This window comes from Staphylococcus sp. SM3655 (assembly GCF_016917315.1).
GTDB classification, from domain to species: domain Bacteria; phylum Bacillota; class Bacilli; order Staphylococcales; family Staphylococcaceae; genus Staphylococcus; species Staphylococcus aureus.
In genome coordinates this window covers 1,357,190-1,381,927 of record NZ_CP070305.1, presented here as the reverse complement: position 1 = coordinate 1,381,927, position 24,738 = coordinate 1,357,190, and the positions used below count along the sequence as shown (strand labels likewise).

The window sequence follows — 24,738 nt, the reverse complement described above, 5'->3', positions numbered from 1 at the left end:
ATCTGGGAATTTCTAAACAGAAAAAAACCAGGCCACATGGACCTGGTTAAGTTAATCATATTATTTATTTTGTTTTTTACGACGACCGAATAACAATAATGATCCTAATGCCGCGAATAATCCACCGAATAATGTGCCATTATTTGAATTATTATTTTCACTACCTGTTTCTGGTAATGCTTTAGCTGTTTTATGCTGATCTTTAACCGTACTCATTGGTTTAGCCGGAGTATGTTTACCTGCATCTGAATCTGAATCGCTATCTGAGTCGTTGTCTGAGTCCGAATCGCTATCTGAATCTGAGTCGCTATCCGAATCTGAATCGCTGTCTGAGTCTGAGTCTGAATCGCTATCTGAGTCTGAATCGCTGTCTGAGTCTGAGTCGCTATCTGAATCTGAGTCGCTGTCTGAATCTGAGTCGCTATCTGAATCTGAATCACTGTCTGAGTCTGAGTCGCTGTCTGAGTCTGAGTCGCTGTCTGAATCTGAGTCGCTATCTGAGTCTGAATCGCTGTCTGAGTCTGAGTCGCTATCTGAATCTGAGTCGCTGTCTGAATCTGAATCGCTGTCTGAATCTGAATCGCTATCTGAGTCTGAGTCGCTGTCTGAATCTGAGTCGCTATCTGAGTCTGAATCGCTGTCAGAATCTGAGTCGCTATCTGAGTCTGAATCGCTGTCTGAATCTGAGTCGCTATCTGATGTTTCTTCTTCGTAGTAGCCATTATCAAGTGTGAAATCATCATGATCCGTAATTGTTACATCGACTTCGCCACCATCGGCATCTTTATCATCTTCAGTTGTATTTGTACCTGTTTGAGTTAAACCAGCAGGCTTTTCAAAAATAACTTTGTATTTACCGCTATCTAAATTATCGAAACGATATTTACCATTTTCATCTGTTTCAGTTGTACCAATTACTTCGCCTTTTTCGTTTTGCAAAGTAACTTTAACACCTTTAATTCCTTTTTCAGTCGAATCTTGTTTACCATCTTTATTACTGTCGTACCAAACATAATCACCTAAACTATATTTTGGTGTTTTATAGAATCCACTATCTAATGTCATGTTGTCAGCGTCTTTAATGACACCTGTTGTTGTTAAACCATCTGAATCAACAGCATCATCAGTTCCTGCATTTGCAGTTGTCGGTGTATAACCGGCTGGTGTTGAAAACTCTACACTATAAGTTCCATTGCTTAAACCAGTGAACTGATATTTACCATTTTCATCTGTTGTCGTACGATCTAATTCTTTACCGTTACTATCTTTAAGAATGACATAAACACCTTTAATCCCTTTTTCATTGGCATCTTGTTTACCATCTTTATTTGTATCTTCCCATACATAGTCACCTAGATTATATTTCTTTTGGTCGCCATTTGCAGTTGATGAACCATTCACATTTGAATAACTGTTTGACCAACTACTTTTTCCATTTTGTGTTTCTAAAGTATAATCAATTTTCCTATTATCTGGATAAGCAACTTGTTGAATGATGTACTGTTTATCACTACTAGATTGACCATTCAATAAATCAACTGTCGCCGTCTTATTATCATTACTGTATGTAATTTTAAATTTATCAGTGACATCTGTAAGTTTTGAAGTATCTGGGGTGAAACTATCCACAAACTGATTTTGGTTAGTTACTTCATAAATTTTAAAGTTTTTAGCATCTGGATTAAATTTATAACCAGTTAAATTTGTTACTAATGTTTCTTTTGTATATGTATTTTTAGGTTGATTTACATAAACAGTCATATTTCGTGATAAATCTTCATTATTGATATAGTTTGTACTTGAAATAAGCGGTTGTGCTTTTTTATTACCATAATCGACGATGACTTCTTCGCTATATGTATCATTACCTAAAGTTACTTCCATTTTATAAGCTGTTTTATCAGTTGTTGCATTTTCACGTTTCGCAAATGCAACTTGTTCAAAGCTACCGCTAACATTTGTATATTGATCCACATAGTTCGTAAAAGTATATGTTGTTGTGTTTGTTGTACTATCATAAATACCTTTTGCTATAATATTACCTTGGGCATTATATAAATTTTGAGTTTGTGAAGGTAATCTTACAGAACCCGGACGGAAATACTGTCCATATTTAAATGTAAATGTATCGCCCTCTTTAACAGAATCATCGATTTTGTAATTCGCTTTTAATTTTAAAACATCACTAGAAGTCGCCCAAAATTCAGTTTTGCCAGTTGTTGAATTTACATGTCCTTTATCAATAGCAATATCAATATTTGAAAAATGAACTTTATCATTAACATTTGTACCTTGTTGTGGTGCTGCTACTGTGTTCACAGCCATACGGTTTAATGTTCTTGGTTTAATAGTCGTTGTTTTAGGTGTAGTTGAAACGTTTTTTGCTTGTGTTAAATTACTTTTATCAGTTTCATTACTATATGTAGTTGATGATTTATCATTTGTTGTTACATTGCTAGTTTGTGTAGTAGATTGACTAGCTGTAGCGTTTTGTGGTGATTGCATGTTACTACTAGTTTCTTTAACTGTTGCACTATCACTCATTGTCACTTTAGGCTGATCTGCAGTTGCAGTTTGCGTATTGTCTTTTAGTTGACGACTATCAACTTTTTCAGTTGTTTTATTCTCACTTGGGGCTGTCGTTTCATTTTTTGATTGATTTAATTCTCCATTCGTATGTTCTGCCGCTTTAGCTTCATGACCACTTAACCCAAAAATCAATGTTGTCCCTACTAAAATTGAAGCAGTACCTACAGAATACTTTCTTATCGAAAATTTGTTTAATCGATTTGGTATCATGCCTTTTCTATTTGTTGCTGTCTTTTTATTATTCATTTAATAATACTCCTTTAAAATATCAAAATTTGATAAATATAATATTTTGCATATATAAATTTCTGCATTACTATCGTAATATAAATTTCAATAAAGTGCAATACTTTAATTATTTTTCTTTATTTTACAATGTTATTTGCTACAAATATTAATATGAATCACAGTTTAAGAATTGCAATTTTTAATACTTTTTTTCTTTAATTGCTTTAAATTATTTATCTATATTTTTAAAACTCACTTTTAATCTAAGCTTGTTTTCAATTCGCTATTACATCTTATTTTAATTAATAACATTGCTCACAACAGTAATCTCAAAGGCTTACTATTGGTGCATTAGAACAAAAAATAGGCATGTGACTTAAAAGCATTCTCAATGAAATACCTTAAGCTACATACCTATTTTTAATGTATATTTACATATTTTTTAATATTATTTTAAATGTTCATATGGACTATTATTCACAAAAGATACAATTTGATCGACAAATAATCTTGCTCGTAATTGGAATTCACTATCATTTAAGTAATATGAACCATCTTCATTTTTAGCAAAATCAGAATCATGTGTTGCTATTTGAGTTGGTACAGCAATGCCTAGTAAACTTCTGACGATTACTCTTAAATGTGACAATGGCTCTGAACTAACAATACCACCACTATTTCCTATTAAGCCTACAGGTTTCATTTTAAAATAATCCATATTTAGATGATCTAATGCATTTTTCAATATTCCAGAATATGAACCATGATAGTTTGGCGTTCCTAATATTAAAAAGTCCGCCGCCATTGCTTTCTCTTTTAAATCTTTCATATTTTGTTTGATTTCATCAATAGACGGTGTTGTTCCTGAAAAATCTAATTGATTTAACGGCTTTTCTGCTAAATCGAATATTTCCGCTTCAATATCATGTGTTTTAAAATGCTCAGTTAAGTATCTTGCTAGTGCACTTGTATGTGAATTCACTTGTGCACTGCCAATAATAATTAATCCTTTCATATTTGACCCCTCTTTTTTTATTAAACTTGTTGTTCACGTAATAATTTCATAATAGCTTTTCCAACACCACTATTTTCATTCGTATCTGTGACATATTTCGCTATTTTTTTAACTTCTTCTGCACCATTTTCCATCGCAACTGGATAGCCAACTTTCTCTAACATTGATAAGTCATTTAAATTGTCACCTATTGCCATGACTTCTTTCATTTCAATCCCTAATCTTTCGGCAATTGTTTCTAGCGCAATACCTTTTTGTGCATCTGAATGCGTTATTTCTATATTTCCTCTCGAAGATGATGATATAGCTAAATTCGGAGATTCAGCTAAAATTTTACTAGCTTTGTCAATTTTTTCTAAATTTCCATCAAATGCTAATATTTTCATAATTAATTCACCAGGTATGTTTTCAATAGCATCATAATTATCAACAACTTTCAACGTACCATTATCTATGCGTCTTTGAATACCATTTTTAATACGCTCAACGTTTGCATGTTGACCTGCACGCTCAGCAATATCTATGTAAATGTCTAAATCTCTTTGTGGATCTTCAGTATAAATCGCACGACTCGTGTATACTTGATAATAAATACCTGCATCTTTTAAAACATTTGTAATTTTGTGTACTAACGATTTATTAAGGTGTGAAGTGCTCATTACATTGAAAGTTTCATCACGTACTTCAGCACCATTCAAACAAATATATGGTACTGTTAAATCTGTGTCAGCAACTGGTGCTTGTGCTTCATAAAATGCTCGACCTGTCGCGATAACAACCGTTATCCCTTGTTCTTGAGCGTATTTAATCGCATCAATATTAGGTTGAGAAATTTCATGTGCTGCATTAAGTAGCGTGCCATCCATATCAGTGGCTATTAGTTTTATCATTATGTTACCTCGTTTCGTAAATTTAAAATCTTGTTCTTAAATAAGAATATATACTCAGCGCACATACTTTTCTATTAACATTTATATTGTCATTAATTTATCATATAATGTAATTCTAACAAATTTTAATTAGTATGTACTATCGTCTAATTGGTGGATTTCTTATTGGCTCTTAAGTTTTTAAAAAATGTTGTTAATAATGTGCTACATGCTTCTTTAAGTACACCTTTATCAACAATTGCACGATGATTAAAATTAGATTGTTGCAATAAATTCATTAAACTGCCACTACAACCACCTTTAGGATCATCTGCGCCATAGACGACTCTTGGAATGCGACTCATTACAATTGTTCCAGCGCACATGACACATGGTTCTAAGGTTACATATAATGTGCAACCTTCTAAACGCCAACTACCTAACACTTTGGCTGCACGTTCAATTGCAATATGTTCAGCATGCGCCGTTGGTTGTTGTAGTGTTTCTCTTAAATTATGTGCTCTAGCGATAACTTCATCATCTTTAGTGATGATAGCACCTATAGGTACTTCGCCTAGTTGAGCTGCTTTTTTAGCTTCTTCAATCGCTAATGTCATAAAATATATATCATTTGTCATTTATGTCCAGATACCTCACTTATGGTACAATACTCAATGTCTATTTTAACATTTGGAGATGTGAATATGAACAAACCTTTTATAGCAATTGAAGGTCCTATTGGCGTAGGTAAATCTTCACTTGCACACAAATTAAGTCAAACTTTAGATTTTTATGAAGAAAAAGAAATCATCACAGAAAATCCATTTTTATCAGACTTTTATGAAGATATCTCTAAATGGAGTTTTCAAACTGAAATGTTCTTTTTATGCAATAGATATAAGCAATTTCAAGATGTAACACAACTAAATCAAGGTGTAGTTAGTGATTATCATATACATAAAAATAAGATATTTGCTAAAAATACTTTGAGTTCTGTTGAATTTCAGAAATTCAGTAAAATTTATGATATTTTAACTGAAGATATGATCATGCCGAATATGATTATCTTTTTAGATGCAGACCTTGATGTGTTAAAATCTAGAATTGCTAAACGTAACCGTAGTTTTGAGCATCAAATAGAAGATGAATATCTGTTAAAGTTAAAAAAAGATTATCGTGAGTATTATGAGTCCTTACAAAGTAATGGTTCAAATGTAGTTTTAATCGATACAACTTCTATTGATTTTCTTAAAAATGAACAAGATTACGAAGATATATTACATATTATATTACCTATGATAGGAGATATTACCAATGAATAATTACGGTATTCCACAAAATGCCATTATAACCATTGCAGGTACAGTTGGTGTTGGAAAATCAACACTAACGCAAGCACTTGCAGATAAATTAAACTTTAAAACGTCTTTTGAAAATGTCGAACATAATCCATATTTAGATAAATTTTACAGCGATTTTGAACGATGGAGTTTCCATTTGCAAATTTACTTCTTAGCTGAACGTTTTAAAGAACAAAAGCGTATGTTTGAATATGGTGGTGGCTTTGTCCAAGATCGATCAATTTATGAAGATGTTGATATTTTTGCAAAAATGCATGAAGAAGAAGGCACAATGAGTAAAGAAGATTTCAAAACATATTCAGACTTATTTAATGCCATGGTCATGACACCTTATTTTCCTAAACCTGATGTAATGATTTATTTAGAATGTAACTATGATGAGGTCATTGATCGTATTATTGAACGTGGTCGCGAAATGGAAATTAATACAGACCCTGAATACTGGAAAAAGCTATTTAAACGCTATGACGATTGGATTAATAGCTTTAATGCATGTCCTGTGGTACGTATCAACATTAATGAATATGATATCCATAAGGACCCCGAATCTTTAAATCCTATGATAAACAAAATTGCTCGAATTATTCAAACATATCGACAAGTAGATACACGATAAAAGACTAAAGACATAGCGTATATGTTTATATTCAATGTATATTCCATAGATATTATCGATTATTTTATCAATTCTATCGAATACATTAATTCACATATACACTATGTCTTTCTTTTTAATTTAAAGCTTCTAAAATATCTGCCGCACTATTTAAAATAATATCAGCTTCATGTAATTCTTCTTTTGTTGCAATACCTGTTAATACACCTATTGCCATACCTAAATTTGCATTACTTGCTGTCTTCATATCATTAGCAGTGTCTCCTACTATAGCTACTTTCTGAGGATCTACATTATATTGCTCAAATAAAGGCGATAATACTTTAGGATTTGGCTTCTCATAGGCATCCGCTTCGGTAGAAATGATCAAATCGAACAACGAGGTAGCATTGGTATGTGCTAAAAATTGTTCTACACCTTTTTTAGTATCACTCGTAACAATACCAAGTTGATAGCCTTTTGCTTTCAAATCGATAAGTGCTTCTTTAACACCTTCTACCCAATTAATTTCAGGAATACGTTCATCTACCAGCTTTTGACTTGTTGACTTGGACCAGTCGGTTGTATCTTGTCCCGTCACATCATTAAATGCCTGGATAATTTGTTGTAAAGATCCTGAACCCATCACTGATTTTGGATCAATAGATTCTTTAATGACACCGAGTTGTCTTAAAGCAGCTTCTTTATTATGTACTGGGAAAGTCTCAAGCAATGATTGTACAAATCGTACCCCTATTTTTTCCCAACTTCTATCAAATTCAATTAACGTACCATCTTTATCAAATAATATCCATTCCATTGATATCAATACTCCTATTTATTTATTTCGTATTATGCTGATTCTATGATATTCGTTATTTCCCTGAAAATGAACTCGTAGTATTGTTCTTTTTAAATATTGAATTAAATATAATAATAAGTGAAATCCCCTTCAATACTTAACAATAAACATTGTAAACTTAATTTATTACCATGCTTCGCTTCATTGAAAGGGATTTTAGTCATGATTAACTTTTACATATTGTTTTCATGATTATATTCAATTTTTATTAATATTTTGGTACAACGACTCTCCAACCATTTTTATCTTCTAAAGTACCATTTTGAATACCAGTATAGACGTCGTATAATTTTTGAGTAATTTCACCTGTCTCATTATTATTAATAACGATTTCACGATCTTCGTATCTCAATGTACCCACAGGTGAAATAACTGCTGCAGTACCACTACCAAATACTTCTGTTAACTCACCTTTATCATATGATTCGAATAATTCATCGATTGAAACGCGGCGCTCTTCGACTTCATATCCTAAGTTTTTAGCTAATTCGATAATAGATTTACGAGTAATACCAGGTAAAATACTGCCATTCAACTCTGGTGTAATTACTTTTCCATTTTCAACGAAGAAAATGTTCATGCTACCAACTTCTTCGATATATTTCTGTTCAACACCATCAAGCCATAATACTTGGTCATAACCTAATTTATTTGCATTAGTTTGTGCTAATAAACTTGCCGCATAGTTACCTGCAACTTTCGCAAAGCCTACACCGCCACGAACAGCACGCACATATTCATCTTCTACATAGATTTTAGTTGGTTTTAAAGTTTCACCACCATAATATGCACCTGAAGGAGATAAAATAATTAATAATTTATACTGATGTGATGCACCAACGCCAAGTGCCCCTTCTGTTGCAAAAACAAATGGACGAATATATAATGATTGACCTTCCCCTTCAGGAATCCAATCTCTTTCTAAATCAACTAATTGTTTTAGCCCCTCTAACAATTCTGCTTCGTCTACTTGAGGCATTTCTAATCGTGCTAACGAGTTATTAAGACGCTTAAAATTTTCTTCAGGACGGAAAAGTGCAACTTCCCCATCTCTTTTATATGCTTTTAATCCTTCGAATACCGATTGACCATAATGAACACCTTGTGCAGCAGGTGAAATTTCAATAGGACCATAAGGTACTATCTTCAAATCATGCCATCCTTTATCTGCATCATAATCATAACTCAACATATAATCAGTAAAATATTTACCAAAACCTAGTTGAGATGTATTTGGTTTTTGTTTTAATGTTTTTCGTCGTTCAACTTTAACTGCTTGTGACATGGTGATTGCCTCCTAATAATATTGTATAAGAATTTGTTTAACTTAAATTATAACAATCCATATTTTGCTGTTCAATAAATTTTCTAAAAATTCAAAATTAATTAACAGATTTTCTAGAAAGACTATATCTTTTAGTATAAACGTATTAATTTCACAGAGACAAGTAATCTGTGTTTTACTAATATACTTTACATACAAAAAACTCTTTACTTTAAAATGAACTAAGCTCGCGAATTCAATATGTATAATGAATAATATTAGAATTCATGCACTAGTTTATTAAAATAAAGAGTAATTTAAAATATCATTCCGTGTATTAAAGTGAATGGAAATGATTAGTTATTATTTTTAACAGTATCTTTTTGTTCAATAGCTTCTAACATTAATTTAGTCATGCTCGCTAAATCATATTTAGGATCAAATCCCCATTCGCCACGTGAACAGCTTGTATCAATAGAATCCGGCCAACTATTAGCGATACCTTGTCTAATAGGATCAACATCATAATCTAATGTAAAATTTGGATAGTATTCTTGAATTGCTTCTTTTACCATCTCTGGATCAAAACTCATTGCGCTCAAATTATAACCGTTTCTAGTTTCTAATTTAGCGTCGTCTGCTTCCATAAGTTTAATAATTGCTTCAATTGCATCATCCATATACATCATATCCATATACGTGCCTTTATCTATGAAGCTTGTATAATGACCCTCTCTTACTGCTTTGAAGTATATTTCAACAGCATAGTCTGTAGTACCGCCACCTGGCTCTTTAACATGCGAGATTAAACCTGGGAATCTAACACTTCTTGTATCTACACCAAAACGTTTGAAATAGTATTGACACAATAATTCTCCAGCTACTTTATTTACACCATACATTGTCGTAGGTTGCTGAATCGTTACTTGTGGCGTATTAACTTTAGGAGTTGAGTCTCCAAATGCACCAATTGAACTTGGTGTGAAAAAGTGCAAATTATAAGTTCTTGCAGCTTCTAATGCATTCATTAATCCACCCATATTTAAATCCCAAGCTAGAATTGGATTTTTCTCAGCAGTTGCTGATAATAATGCTGCCATATGCATTAGACTATCCGCTTCAAAGTCCCTAACTAACTCAAACATACGGTCACGATCTGTTACGTCTAAGATTTCAAATGGTCCATTTTGTACAGGTGAGTCTGCTTCAGGTTCCCTAATATCTGTAGCAAGAACATTATCTGTCCCATAAATTTCTCTGCACTTAACAACTAATTCTGTACCAATTTGTCCTAATGCACCAGTAATCATAATTTTTTTCATAGAAATATCTCCTTTGTCTCTTCTATATAGCTATAGTCCATCACAAGCGGACATAATATTCATTTTCATAATAATTATAATATAAAAGCGCTTTCTTGTATATATGACATGTACATGTTGCTGATATTTCTGTAAATGGAAATTCTAGTTGTATTAATTGATTTTAGTAATTTATAGCGTTTATTATTGCTAATTACTGTCAAATTAAATTTTTTATCCCTCAACTCTTAAACTTTGGATATCTTTCATTATATTAGCTTTTTTATAACCATGGATATCATGTAAAGCCTTATAAGCTTTAAATAATGTTTCATACCTTTGTACTTTTTCCGCTTCTGGATTAATTTCGTATAAAATTGGCTCTTTCATAGCATCAACTGCGTCATTAATTGAATTATGTGCGCCACCACTGACTGCACCTAATATTGCTGCGCCTATTGCTGGTGCATACTCACTATCCATAACAATTAGTTTTTTATTCAGTACATTCGCATAGATATCCATCATAACAGCATTCTTTTTAGGTATACCGCCACATGCAAATACCTTTTCTACTTCCATATGCCAATCTTGATACTGTTGCATAATCATCTTAGTACCAAATGCTGTAGCTTCTAAATATGCTCTATAAATATCCTCATGCTTAGTTTGTAAAGTTAATCCAAAGATACAACCTGTTAAATTGCTATCACTTAATACACTTCGATTTCCATTATGCCAATCAAGAGCAATGAGCCCACTTTCACCTGGCATTTGATGTTTTATCTTTTCATTCATTAATTCAAATACAGTCATATTTCTATTTGCTGCTTCATCTACATATGACTTTGGTGCTTGCTTAGCGACATACTCAAACAAATCACCTACTGCTGATTGTCCCGCTTCATAAGCAAATAATTCTGGAATAATTGCTCCTTTTACAGAACCTGATATACCTGGCACTTGATGTTGCTTTTCATTTAACATAAGATGGCATGTGCTTGTTCCCATCACCATAGTCATTTCTTTATCTTTTTCAGACCCAATACCTAATAAACTAGCATGGGCATCAATAATAAAAGGACTTACCATAGTCTCTTTTGATAATCCTAATTTCTGTGCCATTTTATCATCCAGTTTCCCTACTGCTTCACCAATATTAACAACAGGTGCAGATACTTTATCTTGAATTACTTGTGATAATTTGGGGTCTATTTTATCAAATAAATCATAATGAAACCCTGTTTCTTCTTCCCAAAATGCTTTGAAACCTAATCCACAATTCGACCGTACATTTTTATTAGTTAATTTATTTACAATCCAATCGCCCGCTTCCATAATATAAGCCGTTTTTTCCATAATTTCTGGTGCTCGATTCATGACTTCCATTATTTTGGGAATCATCCATTCACTACTAACATTATATCCATAATGGCCTAACCACTTATTATTATTTTCAATAGCAGTTTGATATAATTTCTCTGCCTCTTTATATGCACCATGATGTTTCCAAAGTTTCACATACGCATGTGGATTGTTTTTAAATTGTTTTAAGTTATGTACCGGGTTAAGGTTTTCGTCAGTAAAAATAATAGTAGATGAAGTAAAGTCTATACCAATACCTACTATATTGTCTGGATCTATTTTTGATTCACGTACTATATATGATATTCCTTCTTCCATAATTTCTAAATAATCATTACTATTTTGAAGTGCATATGTATGTGGTATTTTCAAACCATTTAATTCACTCTCAATGACACCATGTGTATATGGTTTCACAAATTTTGATACTACTTGACCGTTAGTTGTATTAATTAAAAACACACGGCCTGAAGCAGTTCCATAATCAATTCCAATGCTATAAGACATCATGTTTCCTCCATATCGCTAGTTGCGGTTATTAGTTTTGCAAGCGTTTTCTTAAATCATACTCATAATAGGTTCTATTTTACAAGTATCACTTAAATTTTGCCAAAAAAAAAGAGCCCTCATACATTTACATATGAGGCTTCTCTAATTAATATTTAATTATTTATTTTGTATTGCATTTAACATTTCATTAACTGCTAATTTTCCTAACTCATTTGAAGCTAAAGGACTGTCACCTGTTAATAATTTACGATCTTTTAACGTTCTTCCTGTCATATCGTCGTTAACTACTTTTAATCCTTGTTTAGTTAATAAATCAGCAACTAACCATTTCAAGCGTCCAGGTAAATAACCTATTTCAATATTTGCACCTTCATCTAATGAGTCAGGGAAGACACAAACAGAGTATCCTTCTAATGGAGATTTTTCTCTGTTAAGCCCTGCTGAAAGTAGTGCTGCTGGTCCATGACATAATGTAACTATAAAGCGGTCATTGTCTAATGCCCAATCTAATGTTTGTTGAACGTCCTCACTTTCAGAAATACCAACAACTGCAGCATGTCCGCCTGGGATAAAGACAGATAAATAGTCTGAATCCGGTCCTAATTCATTTTTAATCACATCTGCTAATTTTTTAGGCTGTTTTAATTTTTCTTTCAATTTATTATAAGTGCTTATAACTGCCTCGTCTTCAGTTGGCATAGCCCATAATTCTAATTTAGCTGGATAACCAGATAATGTCGCAACATCAACGTCAAAACCTGCTTCCATTAAATGATGTAAAGGTAATAACATTTCAACAGGATGATTACCCGTAGAGAACATTTTTCCATTTTCCAATAATACATATCTCTCTTCAGCAGCAATCATCAATACTTTCCATTTACCATCTTTATAGGCACCTTTGTGTTCAACACCATCAAAATCTGTTTTAGGTGCTGTATATTGACTAAGGGAATATGGTGATGGGAAAAATGCATTATCTTCTGCTTTATCTGGCGTTGGTTGCTTACTTAATTCATTTACATCTTGTGACATAGTTTATTCCTACTTTCTCTATATAGTTACTACTAGTATAGACATATACTACATACTATAAACATGTATTACCATTAAAATGCTCATTATCAAAAATAATCAAAATGAATTTATTTGTAAAAATACACCTAAATTCTACAAGGTGCTTTTAAAATTCAAACTTTAATTTTGGGGAGCACTAAACATTGTTATAAGAACTTACTGTTAATAAACTAAACATTAAAAAAAGCCCACGACAATATTTGCCGTGGGAATAAATAAATATTAAATCAACTTCATTTCTTTTCCTACTTTTTCATAAGCCGCAATTGCTTCATCTAACATGTCTTTTGTATGTGCAGCTGTAGGCATATTTCTTACACGTCCTGTACCTCTTGGTACTGTTGGGAAAACGATAGATTTCACATAGACACCTTCGTCTTTTAAACGCTTACTAAATTCTTGAGTTGTTTTTTCATCACCAATAATTACTGGTGTAATTGGAGTTTCTGACTCACCTGTATCATATCCTAATTTTGACAATCCATTTTTTAAATATTGTGCATTGTCCCATAATTTATCATGTAATTCAGTTGAATCCATTAACTTTTTAACTGCTTCAGTTATTGCTTTGGTATCCCCAGGTGCTAATGATGTAGAGAATAAGAATGGTCGTGATTGTGCTTTTAACCAATCTATTAACTCTTTTGTACCTGCTACATAACCGCCAACGACACCAATTGCTTTAGAAAGCGTACCTATTTGGAAATCGATTTTATCTTGTAAACCAAAATGTTTAACCGTACCAGCGCCTTTACCCATAACACCTGAACCATGAGCGTCGTCAACATAAGTTAATAAACCAAATTCTTCTGCAATTTCTACAATTTCAGGTAATTTAGCCACATCACCATCCATACTAAAAACGCCATCAGTGATATACATCACTTTATTGTATTGACCTGATTCAACTGCTTCTTTTGCTTTCGCACGTAAATCATCCATGTCTGAATGGTTAACTCGAATAATTTTAGCTTTAGATAAGCGACATCCATCAATAATTGATGCATGATTAAGCTCATCTGATAAAATAGCATCATTTTTATTCATCACAGCCGAAATAGCAGCCATATTACAATTAAATCCTGATTGATAAGCTATTGCAGCTTCTGTTCCTTTAAATTTTGCTAGTGTTTCTTCTAATTCGTCGTGTAAATCTAATGTACCATTGATTGTACGAACAGCGCCTGCACCTACACCATGTGTATCAATAGCTGCTTTTGCAGCTGATTTCAAATCTTCATTTGTTGCTAGTCCTAAATAATTATTTGAAGATAAGTTAATGTATGATTTCCCATTGATTTTGATTTCTGGTCCGTTTGCACCTTCAATTGTATCTATTTCATTATACAAACCATTTTCTTTTAGATAATTTATATTTTCCTCTAAAAACTCATGTAATGATTGAACCACAGTATATAATCCCCCTTAAGTATTGTTTGGTAATACCTTTATCATACAGTAATTCTACATAACTTGAAAGCCTTATCATTCATAGATAAAATATCTCAAAGCAATCATTTAGTACGATAATTTCATAAAATGTTATACTATAAACATTATTTTAGAAAGTAGTGATAAGGGTGTTAGATTGGTTCCAACTAGCAAATAATAAAGAAAATAAAACAATTCAACTCAGACGTTATTTACACCAATATCCTGAGTTATCTTTTGAAGAATTTCAAACACATGATTATATTGTTAACCAATTAAGCCAGTTATCTTGTGATATTGAAACTCCTATCGGCCGCAATGGTATCAAAGCCACATTTAAAGGCTTGGGCACAGGACCTACCATTGCATTAAGAGCTGACTTTGATGCGTTACCTGTCGAGGAATTAAACGATGTGCCTTATAAGTCTAAAAATCCAGGATGTATGCATGCGTGTGGGCATGATGGTCATACAGCAATTTTACTTACTGTAGCAGAGATTTTAGATGAACATAAACATTTATTAGAAGGTAATGTTGTATTAATATTCCAGTACGGTGAAGAAATCATGCCAGGTGGTTCTCAAGAAATGATAGATGCTGGATGTCTGGAAAATGTAGATAGAATTTACGGTACACATTTATGGAGTGGTTATCCTACTGGAACTATTCATTCACGTGCGGGGGCAATCATGGCCTCTCCAGATGAATTTAGTGTCACAATTAAAGGTCGTGGCGGTCATGGTGCCAAACCTCATGAAACCATTGACCCAATAGTAATCATGGCAGAGTTCATTTTAAGTGCACAAAAAATAATTTCACGTACGATCGATCCAGTTAAACAAGCTGTACTTTCATTTGGAATGATTCAAGCAGGCACCACAGATAGCGTTATTCCTGATCAAGCATTTTGTAAAGGTACAGTTAGAACTTTCGATTCAGATATACAGAATCATGTAATGGACAAAATGGATAAGCTTTTACAAGGTTTAGCAATAGCAAATGATATTAACTATGATTTGAATTATATTAAAGGGTATTTGCCTGTCCATAATAACGAGAAAGCATATCAAGTTATTAAAGAAGCAACAAATGACTTACATGTACGCTTTAATGAATCAGATTTAATGATGATTGGAGAAGATTTTTCACATTATTTGAAAGTACGACCAGGTGCATTCTTTCTGACTGGTTGTGGTAATGAAAGTAAAGGTATTACAGCGCCACACCATAATCCCAAATTTGATATTGATGAAAAATCATTAAAATACGCTGTAGCTGTATTTTTAAAAATCATTGAATTAGAGCAAGTATTTAAAACAAATTAAGCATTTAAATTAATTGAAAGATATGAATCTGAGACATAAACTAATGAAATGCTCCCTTCAAAGTAGACATTGAAAAAATGAAAACTTTGAAGGGAGCATTTTACAATGTCCAAGACTCAACAATTTTATTTAAACAGTATTATCAGTTATAAGTTTTATTAGTCAGTCTTTCATCAATTATTGTTCTTCTAAATCGAATAGCCATTACAAAATTTACACATTAAAAAAAGACCCCTCGATTGAGGGATCTTCTTTTTATATAAAATCTAAGAAATTAGAAATTATTTAATGATTTCAGTAACAACGCCTGATCCTACAGTACGTCCACCTTCACGGATTGAGAAACGAGTACCGTCTTCAATCGCGATTGGAGCGATTAATTCTACTGTCATTTCAACGTTATCACCAGGCATTACCATTTCAGTACCTTCTGGTAAGTGAACAACACCAGTTACGTCAGTAGTACGGAAATAGAATTGTGGACGATAGTTTGAGAAGAATGGAGTGTGACGTCCACCTTCGTCTTTTGATAATACGTATACTTCTGCTTTGAATTCAGTATGTGGTGTAATTGAACCAGGAGCAGCTAATACTTGACCACGTTGTACGTCTTCACGAGCAACACCACGTAATAATGCACCAATGTTGTCACCAGCTTCAGCGTAGTCTAATAATTTACGGAACATTTCAACACCTGTAACAGTTGTTTTAGATGTGTCATGTAAACCGATGATTTCAACTTCTTCACCAACTTTGATTTGACCACGTTCAACACGGCCTGTAGCAACAGTACCACGACCAGTGATTGAGAATACGTCCTCAACTGGCATCATGAATGGTTTGTCAGAATCACGTTCTGGAGTTGGAATGTAAGTATCTACAGCTTCCATTAATTCTAAGATTTTTTCTTCGTATTGAGCATCGCCTTCTAAAGCTTTTAATGCTGAACCAGCGATTACAGGTACATCGTCACCTGGGAAGTCATATTCGCTTAATAAGTCACGAACTTCCATTTCTACTAATTCTAATAATTCTTCATCGTCAACCATGTCAACTTTGTTTAAGAATACTACTAATGCTGGTACACCAACGTTACGTGATAAAAGAATGTGTTCACGAGTTTGTGGCATTGGACCGTCAGCAGCAGATACTACTAAGATACCGCCGTCCATTTGAGCAGCACCAGTGATCATGTTTTTAACGTAGTCAGCGTGTCCTGGGCAGTCAACGTGAGCGTAGTGACGTTTGTCAGTTTGGTACTCAATGTGAGAAGTATTGATTGTGATACCACGTTCTTTTTCTTCTGGAGCGTTGTCAATCATGTCATATGATTGTGCAACTGAGTCACCATTTTTTGCTAATACAGTAGCGATTGCTGCTGTTAATGTTGTTTTACCATGGTCAACGTGACCGATAGTACCGATATTGGCATGTTCTTTAGAACGATCGAATTTTTCTTTTGCCATTATAAAATCTCTCCTATTCTAATTAAAAATAATATTTAAATTTATCTCTCATGATAGTTTCTCACCATCATGAGAAATTATTTATAGCGATGCAAAAAGAATTTTACAATTCTTTTATAATGCATTCACCCCAAAAAATCAAACTATAAAGATGATAGCTTACATTTAAGCTCACCTTGTATTTTAACCTAGGCTAGCTAGTCAAAACAAGTTATATTATTCACCTTTATTTTTCTTGATAATATCTTCAGCGATTGATTTTGGAACTTCAGCATAGTGATCGAAGTACATAGTGTAAGTACCGCGACCTTGAGTGTTTGAACGTAATGATGTTGCATAACCGAACATTTCTGAAAGTGGTACATAAGCATTAACAACTTGTGCATTACCACGAGGTTCCATACCATCAACACGTCCACGACGAGATGTTACGTCACCCATGATATCACCCATGTACTCTTCAGGCATTTCAATAGTTACTTTCATCATTGGTTCTAAGATTACAGGATCACATTTTTTAGCAGCTTCTTTAAGTGCTAATGATGCAGCAATTTTGAAGGCCATTTCAGATGAATCGACATCATGGTATGAACCATCATATAATTTAGCTTTAACATCAATTAAAGGATAACCTGCTAAGACACCATTTTCCATAGCATCTTTAAGACCAGCTTCTACTGATGGAATGTATTCACGAGGAACTACACCACCAACGATAGCGTTTTCGAATTCGAAACCTGCGCCTGTTTCGTTTGGTGTGAATTCAATGTGAACATCACCGTATTGACCACGACCACCAGATTGACGAGAGAATTTACCTTGAACTTGTGCAGATGATTTGAATGTTTCACGATATGAAACCATTGGAGCACCTACGTTACATTCAACGTTGAATTCTTTCTTCATACGGTCTACTAAGATGTCTAAGTGAAGCTCACCCATACCACCGATGATAACTTGTCCAGTTTCTTCGTCAGTGTGTGCATGGAATGTTGGGTCTTCTTCTTGTAATTTAACTAAAGCTTGAGTCATTTTATCTTGGTCAGCTTTAGATTTTGGCTCTACTGATAAGTGAATAACTGGCTCTGGGAATTCCATTGATTCCAAGATAATGTCATTTTTCTCACCACATAAAGTATCACCAGTACCTGTATCTTTAAGACCTACCGCAGCAGCGATATCTCCAGAGTATACAGTATCGATTTCTTGACGTGAGTTAGCGTGCATTTGTAATAAACGACCTACACGTTCACGTTTACCTTTAGTAGAGTTCTTAACGTATGAACCAGATGTCATTGTACCTGAATACACACGGAAGAATGTCAATTTACCAACATAAGGGTCAGTCATAACTTTGAACGCTAATGCAGCGAATTCAGCTGAATCGTCTGCTTTCGCGATTACTTCTTCTTCAGGGTTGCTAGCACGGTGACCAATAATTGGTTTAACGTCTAGTGGTGAAGGTAAGTAATCAATTACAGCGTCAAGCATTAATTGAACACCTTTGTTTTTGAAAGCTGTACCACAAAGTACTGGGTAGAATTCTACGTTAGTAGTAGCTTGGCGGATAGCTTCTTTTAATTCAGAAACTGAAATTTCTTCGTCACCAAGATATTTTTCCATTAATTCGTCGCTAGTTTCTGCAACTGCTTCGATTAAGCTAGCACGAGCTTCTTCAGCTCTATCTAAGTGGTCTTCAGGAATTTCAATTTCTTCAATTTCAGTACCTAAATCATTTGTATATTTGAAACATTTCATTTCAACTAAGTCAATGATTGCTTCGAATTCGTCTTCCGCACCAATTGGTAATTGGATTGGAGCAGCGTTAGCTTGTAAACGATCATGTAATGTACTTACAGAGTATTCGAAGTTAGCACCTAATTTGTCCATTTTGTTTACAAATACGATACGTGGAACACCATAAGTTGTAGCCTGACGCCAAACTGTTTCAGTTTGAGGTTCAACACCTGATTGTGCATCAAGTACTGTAACTGCTCCGTCAAGTACACGTAATGAACGTTCAACTTCTACAGTGAAGTCTACGTGTCCAGGTGTATCGATAATGTTTACACGGTGACCTTCCCAAGCTGCTGTTGTTGCAGCAGATGTGATAGTAATACCACGGTCTTGTTCTTGCTCCATCCAGTCCATTTGTGAAGCACCTTCGTGTGTTTCACCAATTTTGTGGATACGGCCAGTGTAATAAAGAATACGTTCAGTCGTAGTCGTTTTACCAGCATCAATGTGAGCCATGATACCGATATTACGAGTTTTTTCTAATGCAAATTCTCTAGCCATGTATTTTTTCTCCTTCCAGTTTATATTACTGAATAAATACGATAGATATGGCGATGCCCTAAGCATGAACGCTTAATGAAAATTCATTAATATAGAACACACTCAGGGTAAAAGCTTTTATCTTACCAACGGTAGTGAGCAAATGCTTTGTTTGCTTCAGCCATTTTGTGAGTGTCCTCACGTTTCTTAACGGCACCACCTGTATTATTTGCTGCATCTAAAATTTCGTTAGCTAAACGATCTTCCATCGTTTTTTCACCACGAAGACGTGCATAGTTAACTAACCAACGTAAACCTAAAGTAGTACGACGCTCTGGACGAACTTCTACTGGTACTTGATAGTTAGAACCACCTACACGACGAGCTTTAACTTCTAATACTGGCATAATGTTGTTGATTGCTTCTTCGAATACTTCTAATGCATCACGACCACTGCGTTGTTCAACTAGGTCGAATGCTGAATAAAGAATTCTTTGTGCTGTTCCACGTTTACCATCTAACATAATTTTGTTAATTAATTTAGTTACTAACTTAGAGTTATGAATTGGATCTGGTAATACGTCTCTTTTAGGTACTGATCCTTTACGAGGCATAATGTAAATCCTCCCTTCCTTATATTAAATATTTTAAGTTTAAGATTTAATTAAAAACTAAATTCTTAGTTTTTAGGTTTCTTAGTTCCGTATAATGAACGACCTTGTCTACGTCCGTCAACACCTGAAGTATCAAGTGCTCCACGTACAATATGGTAACGCACACCTGGTAAGTCTTTTACACGTCCACCACGTACAAGTACAACACTGTGTTCTTGTAAGTTATGGCCGATACCAGGGATGTATGCGTTAATTTCGATGTTGTTTGATAAACGCACACGTGCATATTTACGTAACGCTGAGTTAGGTTTTTTAGGTGTCATTGTACCTACACGAGTACATACACCACGTTTTTGTGGTGAGTTTAAGTCAGTAAATTTTTTCTTTTTACTGTTGAAACCTTTATTTAAAGCTGGAGAATCTGATTTTTTGATTTTGCTTTGTCTTGGTTTACGTACTAATTGGTTAATAGTTGGCATGTGATATGTCCTCCTCTCTTCACTTTTTAATCCCACACATCCAGGTGGTTCATTTTTAGGTTAAATAAAATTTAGTAAGTAAAACACTTACTAATTCTCATTTAATCAATGCTACTATTGTCGCATTGACGTTAATACCTACATGTTTACCCAAAGCATGTTTGCTTTTGAAAAAAGATACAGGTATATTTTTCTGATTGATTTGGCTTAACACGCGAGTCATTAAATATACTTCAACGTCTTCAGCAATAATCAAAGATGTAACTTGATCTTTCTTTAACGCTTTAAGCGTTTCTTTAAGACCAACTACAAAATGTTGTTTGTTAAAGCGTGCAACTTTTTCCTTAGACAATAATTTATCCTCCAAAGTTCTGCTTGCATCAACCTTTAATATATTAACATTGAACAAGAGAATTCGTCAACATTAAATCAAATAATTTACATAAAAATAACAAGAGGCTAAAGCATTAGCCTCTGTTATATACTTGTTATTCCGTTACTTCAGTTTGAGATTCAACTTCTGCAACTGGTTTAGCTGTTTTTTCGTATTTTACGTCGCTATAACGTCTCATACCAGTACCAGCTGGAATTAACTTACCAATAATTACGTTTTCTTTAAGACCTAATAAGTCATCACGCTTACCTTTAATTGCTGCATCTGTAAGAACTCTTGTTGTTTCTTGGAATGATGCTGCAGATAAGAAACTTTCTGTTTCAAGTGATGCTTTAGTAATACCAAGTAATACTGGTTTAGCTGTTGCAGGACGCTTACGGTGTTTAAATGCTTCTCTATTTGCATCTGTAAAGTTATGAATATCAACTAATGAACCTGGTAATAACTTCGTATCACCTGCTTCGATAATTCTAACTTTACGTAACATTTGTCGAACCATAACCTCAACGTGTTTATCGTCGATTTCTACACCTTGCATACGGTAAACTTTTTGTACTTCTTTTAATAAGTAGCTTTCAGTCGCGTTTAATCCAGCAACAGATAAGTAATTCTTAGGTTCAATAGAACCTTCAGTTAATACTTCACCACGTTGAACTGGTTGACCGATTTCTACAATAATTCTTGAAGTACCTGAAGCAAGGTATGATCTTGTTTCATTAGCACCTTTAACAACAATTTCTTGTTGTCTATCTTTTGCTAATTTAATATCTTCTACGACACCTTCGATTTCCGTAATTACCGCTTGACCTTTAGGGTTACGTGCTTCGAAAATCTCTTGAATACGAGGAAGACCTTGTGTGATATCGCTACCTGCTACCCCACCTGTATGGAATGTACGCATTGTAAGCTGTGTACCTGGTTCACCGATAGATTGGGCTGCAATTGTACCAACTGCTTCACCAACTTCAACTTTTTCACCAGTAGCAAGGTTTTTACCGTAACATTTTTCACAAACACCATGTCGTGCGTTACAAGTAAATGCTGAGCGAATATACATTTGTTCAATACCAGCATCTGTAATTTTCTTAGCAATTTCAGGTGTAATTAATTCATCAGGACGAATGATTATTTCATCAGTTTCAGGATGACGAATTGTTTCTTTAGAATAACGACCTTCAATACGTTCGATAAATGGTTCAATCATTTCTGTACCTTCTTTAATATCAGAAACTAATAAACCTCTATCAGTACCACAGTCTTCTTCACGAACAATAACATCTTGTGCCACGTCAACAAGACGACGAGTAAGATATCCTGAGTCAGCTGTTTTAAGTGCTGTATCGGCAAGACCTTTACGTGCACCGTGAGTTGAGATGAAGTATTCAAGTACTGTTAAACCTTCACGGAATGAAGATGTGATTGGTAATTCGATAATCTTACCAGATGGTGCGGCCATCAATCCACGCATACCTGCTAACTGTGTAAAGTTAGATGCGTTACCACGGGCACCTGAATCACTCATCATGAAGATTGGGTTAGTTTTATCAAGTGATTGCATCAATTCACCTTGAATTTGATCTTTTGCATCTGTCCAAATTTCAACAACTGCATTATATCTTTCTTCTTCAGTGATTAAACCACGGTTGAATTGTTTTGTAATTCTGTCGACTAATTTTTCATGCTCATCAAGTATTTGTTGCTTATCAGGTAATACTACGATATCAGCAACACCTACTGTAATACCAGCTTTAGATGAGAATTTGAATCCTAAGTCTTTCATACGGTCTAACATCATTGATGTATCAGTGATGCTAAATCTGTTGAATACTTCTGCAATAATATTACCTAAGAATTTTTTGTTGAAAGGTTCAATTAATTCTTCATTTTCAAAGTATTCTTTTAATCCACCTTCACCTAAAGTTGTAGGATCGATGAAATATCTGTTTGGTGTCTTTCTTTCTAAGTTTTCTTGCGTAGGTTCATTAATATAAGCAAATGAATCTGGAATGATTTCATTGAATATAATTTTACCTACTGACGTAGCAAGAATCTTTTTGTTTTGTTCTTCAGTAAATGTTGGATTATTGAACGAACTTGCATGTACACCAATTCTAGTGTGTAAATGTACAAAGCCATTTGCATATGCTTTTAATACTTCATTTGTATTATTAAAGATTGCGCCTGTATTTACTGCATCTTTTCTTTCTAAAGTAAGGTAATAGTTACCAAGTACCATATCTTGTGATGGTGTAACTACAGGTTTACCATCTTTAGGGTTCAAGATGTTTTGTGCTGCTAACATCAACATTCTTGCTTCAGCTTGTGCCTCTTTTGATAAAGGAACGTGAACCGCCATTTGGTCACCGTCAAAGTCAGCGTTATAAGCTGTTGTTACAAGTGGATGTAGACGAATCGCACGACCTTCAACTAAAGTTGGTTCAAATGCTTGAATACCAAGTCTATGAAGTGTTGGTGCACGGTTAAGTAATACAGGATGTTCTCTAATTACTTCTTCCAATACGTCCCAAACTTCATCATCCATGCGTTCGATTTTACTCTTCGCATTTTTAATGTTAGTTGCAATTTCACGTTGAACTAATTCTTTCATTACGAATGGTTTAAATAGTTCAAGTGCCATTTCTTTTGGTAAACCACATTGGTACATTTTCAAGCTTGGACCTACTGCAATAACTGAACGTCCTGAATAGTCAACACGTTTACCAAGTAAGTTTTGACGGAAACGACCTTGTTTACCTTTTAACATATGAGATAAAGATTTTAATGGACGGTTACCTGGGCCAGTAACTGGACGACCACGACGACCATTATCAATTAAAGCGTCAACGGCTTCTTGTAACATACGTTTTTCGTTTTGAACGATGATACCAGGTGCACCTAAATCTAATAAACGTTTCAAACGATTATTTCGATTAATTACACGACGGTATAAATCGTTTAAGTCACTTGTTGCAAATCGTCCACCATCTAATTGAACCATTGGACGAATTTCTGGTGGGATGATTGGAAGTACATCTAAAATCATCCATGAAGGTTTGTTACCTGAATTACGGAATGATTCAACAACTTCTAAACGTTTAATTGCACGAGTAAGTCTTTGACCAGTAGCTGATTCCAACTCATCGCGTAACAATTTAAGTTCTTCGTCAAGATCAATCTCTTCAAGTAAATCTTTAATACCTTCTGCACCCATTTTTGCAACGAATTGACCTGGGTATTTATCATAATAATCTCTGAATTCAGCTTCAGATAATAAAGTTTTCTTTTCTAAACCAGTTGGACCTGGATCTACAACAACATAAGAAGCAAAGTAAATAACTTCTTCTAATGCTCTTGGTGACATGTCAAGTAATAATCCCATACGGCTTGGTATACCTTTGAAATACCAAATGTGAGAAACTGGAGCAGCAAGTTCAATGTGACCCATTCTTTCACGACGTACTTTAGATTTAGTTACTTCAACTCCACATCTGTCACAGACCATGCCTTTGTAGCGAACACGTTTGTATTTACCACAACTACATTCCCAGTCTTTTGTAGGTCCGAAAATCCTTTCACAGAATAGACCATCTTTTTCAGGTTTTAATGTACGGTAGTTGATTGTTTCAGGTTTTTTAACTTCACCAAAAGACCAAGAACGGATTTTTTCAGGTGAAGCCAATCCTATTTTCATATAATGGAAATTATTTACATCAATC

The 24,738-nt window shown here is 34.0% G+C and carries 19 protein-coding genes; 3 read left to right on the top strand and 16 right to left on the bottom strand.

The genetic code is table 11. The features are described from left to right. Positions 1-60 precede the first annotated feature (60 nt). From JQN76_RS06775 to tadA, 4 genes are all read right to left on the bottom strand, one after another. Positions 61-2,835 carry an SdrD B-like domain-containing protein gene (locus JQN76_RS06775; protein ID WP_205397785.1) on the bottom strand — a complete coding sequence of 925 codons (2,775 nt, stop codon included), beginning with the start codon at positions 2,833-2,835 and terminating at the stop codon, positions 61-63. 430 nt (positions 2,836-3,265) lie between these two features. Further along, positions 3,266-3,832 (bottom strand): NADPH-dependent FMN reductase, encoded by a 567-nt coding sequence (locus tag JQN76_RS06770; protein WP_000677261.1) that lies wholly within the window; start codon positions 3,830-3,832, stop codon positions 3,266-3,268. Between the two features lie 20 nt (positions 3,833-3,852). Further along, the gene (locus JQN76_RS06765) at positions 3,853-4,722 is read right to left on the bottom strand and encodes a Cof-type HAD-IIB family hydrolase (protein WP_000593366.1); all 870 of its coding nucleotides are present in this window, start codon (positions 4,720-4,722) and stop codon (positions 3,853-3,855) included. Positions 4,723-4,868: 146 nt separating this feature from the next. Next, positions 4,869-5,339, bottom strand: a complete 471-nt coding sequence (gene tadA, locus JQN76_RS06760) for a tRNA adenosine(34) deaminase TadA (protein WP_000180281.1) — start codon at positions 5,337-5,339, stop codon at positions 4,869-4,871. A gap of 66 nt (positions 5,340-5,405) precedes the next feature. Here tadA and JQN76_RS06755 point away from each other — a divergent pair, with 66 nt between their 5' ends. Together JQN76_RS06755 and JQN76_RS06750 are read left to right on the top strand one after the other, a co-directional pair. Then, the gene (locus JQN76_RS06755) at positions 5,406-6,023 is read left to right on the top strand and encodes a deoxynucleoside kinase (RefSeq protein WP_001039519.1); all 618 of its coding nucleotides are present in this window, start codon (positions 5,406-5,408) and stop codon (positions 6,021-6,023) included. After that, positions 6,016-6,678 (top strand): deoxynucleoside kinase, encoded by a 663-nt coding sequence (locus JQN76_RS06750; RefSeq protein WP_001067262.1) that lies wholly within the window; start codon positions 6,016-6,018, stop codon positions 6,676-6,678. The genes JQN76_RS06755 and JQN76_RS06750 overlap by 8 nt, the downstream gene beginning before the upstream one ends. A 115-nt stretch (positions 6,679-6,793) precedes the next feature. Here JQN76_RS06750 and JQN76_RS06745 read toward each other — a convergent pair whose 3' ends face one another. The 6 genes from JQN76_RS06745 to JQN76_RS06720 all read right to left on the bottom strand — a co-directional run bounded on the left by JQN76_RS06745 (position 6,794) and on the right by JQN76_RS06720 (position 14,446). Next, positions 6,794-7,477 (bottom strand): HAD family hydrolase, encoded by a 684-nt coding sequence (locus JQN76_RS06745; RefSeq protein ID WP_000454784.1) that lies wholly within the window; start codon positions 7,475-7,477, stop codon positions 6,794-6,796. A 250-nt stretch (positions 7,478-7,727) separates the two neighbouring features. Continuing rightward, positions 7,728-8,804, bottom strand: coding sequence for a branched-chain amino acid aminotransferase (locus tag JQN76_RS06740; RefSeq protein WP_000076041.1), 1,077 nt, complete (start codon positions 8,802-8,804; stop codon positions 7,728-7,730). Between the two features lie 335 nt (positions 8,805-9,139). Then, on the bottom strand, positions 9,140-10,105 hold the full coding sequence (locus JQN76_RS06735; protein WP_000723301.1) for an NAD-dependent epimerase/dehydratase family protein: 966 nt from the start codon (positions 10,103-10,105) through the stop codon (positions 9,140-9,142). 213 nt (positions 10,106-10,318) lie between these two features. After that, positions 10,319-11,956: a ribulokinase gene (locus tag JQN76_RS06730; protein WP_000122344.1), complete on the bottom strand. Its 1,638-nt coding sequence runs from the start codon at positions 11,954-11,956 to the stop codon at positions 10,319-10,321. A 159-nt stretch (positions 11,957-12,115) separates the two neighbouring features. Continuing rightward, positions 12,116-12,994: a glyoxalase III HchA gene (gene hchA, locus JQN76_RS06725; protein ID WP_000076397.1), complete on the bottom strand. Its 879-nt coding sequence runs from the start codon at positions 12,992-12,994 to the stop codon at positions 12,116-12,118. Positions 12,995-13,258: 264 nt separating this feature from the next. Beyond that, positions 13,259-14,446, bottom strand: a complete 1,188-nt coding sequence (locus JQN76_RS06720) for a glycine C-acetyltransferase (protein WP_000250823.1) — start codon at positions 14,444-14,446, stop codon at positions 13,259-13,261. A 170-nt stretch (positions 14,447-14,616) separates the two neighbouring features. Between JQN76_RS06720 and JQN76_RS06715 the strand changes: the two genes are divergently transcribed. Then, complete coding sequence (locus JQN76_RS06715; protein WP_000887920.1) at positions 14,617-15,792, top strand: M20 family metallopeptidase; 1,176 nt, start codon at positions 14,617-14,619, stop codon at positions 15,790-15,792. A 281-nt stretch (positions 15,793-16,073) separates the two neighbouring features. Here the strand turns inward: JQN76_RS06715 and tuf are convergent, their stop codons facing one another. The 6 genes from tuf to rpoC all read right to left on the bottom strand — a co-directional run bounded on the left by tuf (position 16,074) and on the right by rpoC (position 24,713). Next, on the bottom strand, positions 16,074-17,258 hold the full coding sequence (gene tuf / locus JQN76_RS06710; protein WP_001040568.1) for an elongation factor Tu: 1,185 nt from the start codon (positions 17,256-17,258) through the stop codon (positions 16,074-16,076). A 216-nt stretch (positions 17,259-17,474) separates the two neighbouring features. Beyond that, a complete protein-coding gene (fusA, locus tag JQN76_RS06705; RefSeq protein ID WP_153165775.1) occupies positions 17,475-19,556 on the bottom strand; it encodes an elongation factor G in 2,082 nt (693 codons plus the stop codon). A gap of 122 nt (positions 19,557-19,678) precedes the next feature. Beyond that, positions 19,679-20,149, bottom strand: a complete 471-nt coding sequence (rpsG, locus tag JQN76_RS06700) for a 30S ribosomal protein S7 (RefSeq protein WP_001137495.1) — start codon at positions 20,147-20,149, stop codon at positions 19,679-19,681. A gap of 65 nt (positions 20,150-20,214) precedes the next feature. Further along, positions 20,215-20,628, bottom strand: a complete 414-nt coding sequence (rpsL, locus tag JQN76_RS06695) for a 30S ribosomal protein S12 (RefSeq protein ID WP_001142337.1) — start codon at positions 20,626-20,628, stop codon at positions 20,215-20,217. Between the two features lie 97 nt (positions 20,629-20,725). Beyond that, the gene (locus tag JQN76_RS06690; protein ID WP_000031892.1) at positions 20,726-20,980 is read right to left on the bottom strand and encodes a ribosomal L7Ae/L30e/S12e/Gadd45 family protein; all 255 of its coding nucleotides are present in this window, start codon (positions 20,978-20,980) and stop codon (positions 20,726-20,728) included. Between the two features lie 136 nt (positions 20,981-21,116). Further along, entirely contained in the window at positions 21,117-24,713 is a 3,597-nt protein-coding gene (gene rpoC / locus JQN76_RS06685) for a DNA-directed RNA polymerase subunit beta' (protein WP_001788197.1), read from the bottom strand. Positions 24,714-24,738: the final 25 nt, after the last annotated feature.

Excerpts from the sequence above, each read along its gene's own strand:
- JQN76_RS06775 (WP_205397785.1), bottom strand. The coding sequence starts at position 2,835 with ATGAATAATAAAAAGACAGCAACAAATAGAAAAGGCATGATACCAAAT.
- JQN76_RS06770 (WP_000677261.1), bottom strand. The coding sequence starts at position 3,832 with ATGAAAGGATTAATTATTATTGGCAGTGCACAAGTGAATTCACATACA.
- JQN76_RS06765 (WP_000593366.1), bottom strand. The coding sequence starts at position 4,722 with ATGATAAAACTAATAGCCACTGATATGGATGGCACGCTACTTAATGCA.
- tadA (WP_000180281.1), bottom strand. The coding sequence starts at position 5,339 with ATGACAAATGATATATATTTTATGACATTAGCGATTGAAGAAGCTAAA.
- JQN76_RS06755 (WP_001039519.1), top strand. The coding sequence starts at position 5,406 with ATGAACAAACCTTTTATAGCAATTGAAGGTCCTATTGGCGTAGGTAAA.
- JQN76_RS06750 (WP_001067262.1), top strand. The coding sequence starts at position 6,016 with ATGAATAATTACGGTATTCCACAAAATGCCATTATAACCATTGCAGGT.
- JQN76_RS06745 (WP_000454784.1), bottom strand. The coding sequence starts at position 7,477 with ATGGAATGGATATTATTTGATAAAGATGGTACGTTAATTGAATTTGAT.
- JQN76_RS06740 (WP_000076041.1), bottom strand. The coding sequence starts at position 8,804 with ATGTCACAAGCAGTTAAAGTTGAACGACGAAAAACATTAAAACAAAAA.
- JQN76_RS06735 (WP_000723301.1), bottom strand. The coding sequence starts at position 10,105 with ATGAAAAAAATTATGATTACTGGTGCATTAGGACAAATTGGTACAGAA.
- JQN76_RS06730 (WP_000122344.1), bottom strand. The coding sequence starts at position 11,956 with ATGTCTTATAGCATTGGAATTGATTATGGAACTGCTTCAGGCCGTGTG.
- hchA (WP_000076397.1), bottom strand. The coding sequence starts at position 12,994 with ATGTCACAAGATGTAAATGAATTAAGTAAGCAACCAACGCCAGATAAA.
- tuf (WP_001040568.1), bottom strand. The coding sequence starts at position 17,258 with ATGGCAAAAGAAAAATTCGATCGTTCTAAAGAACATGCCAATATCGGT.
- fusA (WP_153165775.1), bottom strand. The coding sequence starts at position 19,556 with ATGGCTAGAGAATTTGCATTAGAAAAAACTCGTAATATCGGTATCATG.
- rpsG (WP_001137495.1), bottom strand. The coding sequence starts at position 20,149 with ATGCCTCGTAAAGGATCAGTACCTAAAAGAGACGTATTACCAGATCCA.
- rpsL (WP_001142337.1), bottom strand. The coding sequence starts at position 20,628 with ATGCCAACTATTAACCAATTAGTACGTAAACCAAGACAAAGCAAAATC.
- rpoC (WP_001788197.1), bottom strand. The coding sequence starts at position 24,713 with ATGAAAATAGGATTGGCTTCACCTGAAAAAATCCGTTCTTGGTCTTTT.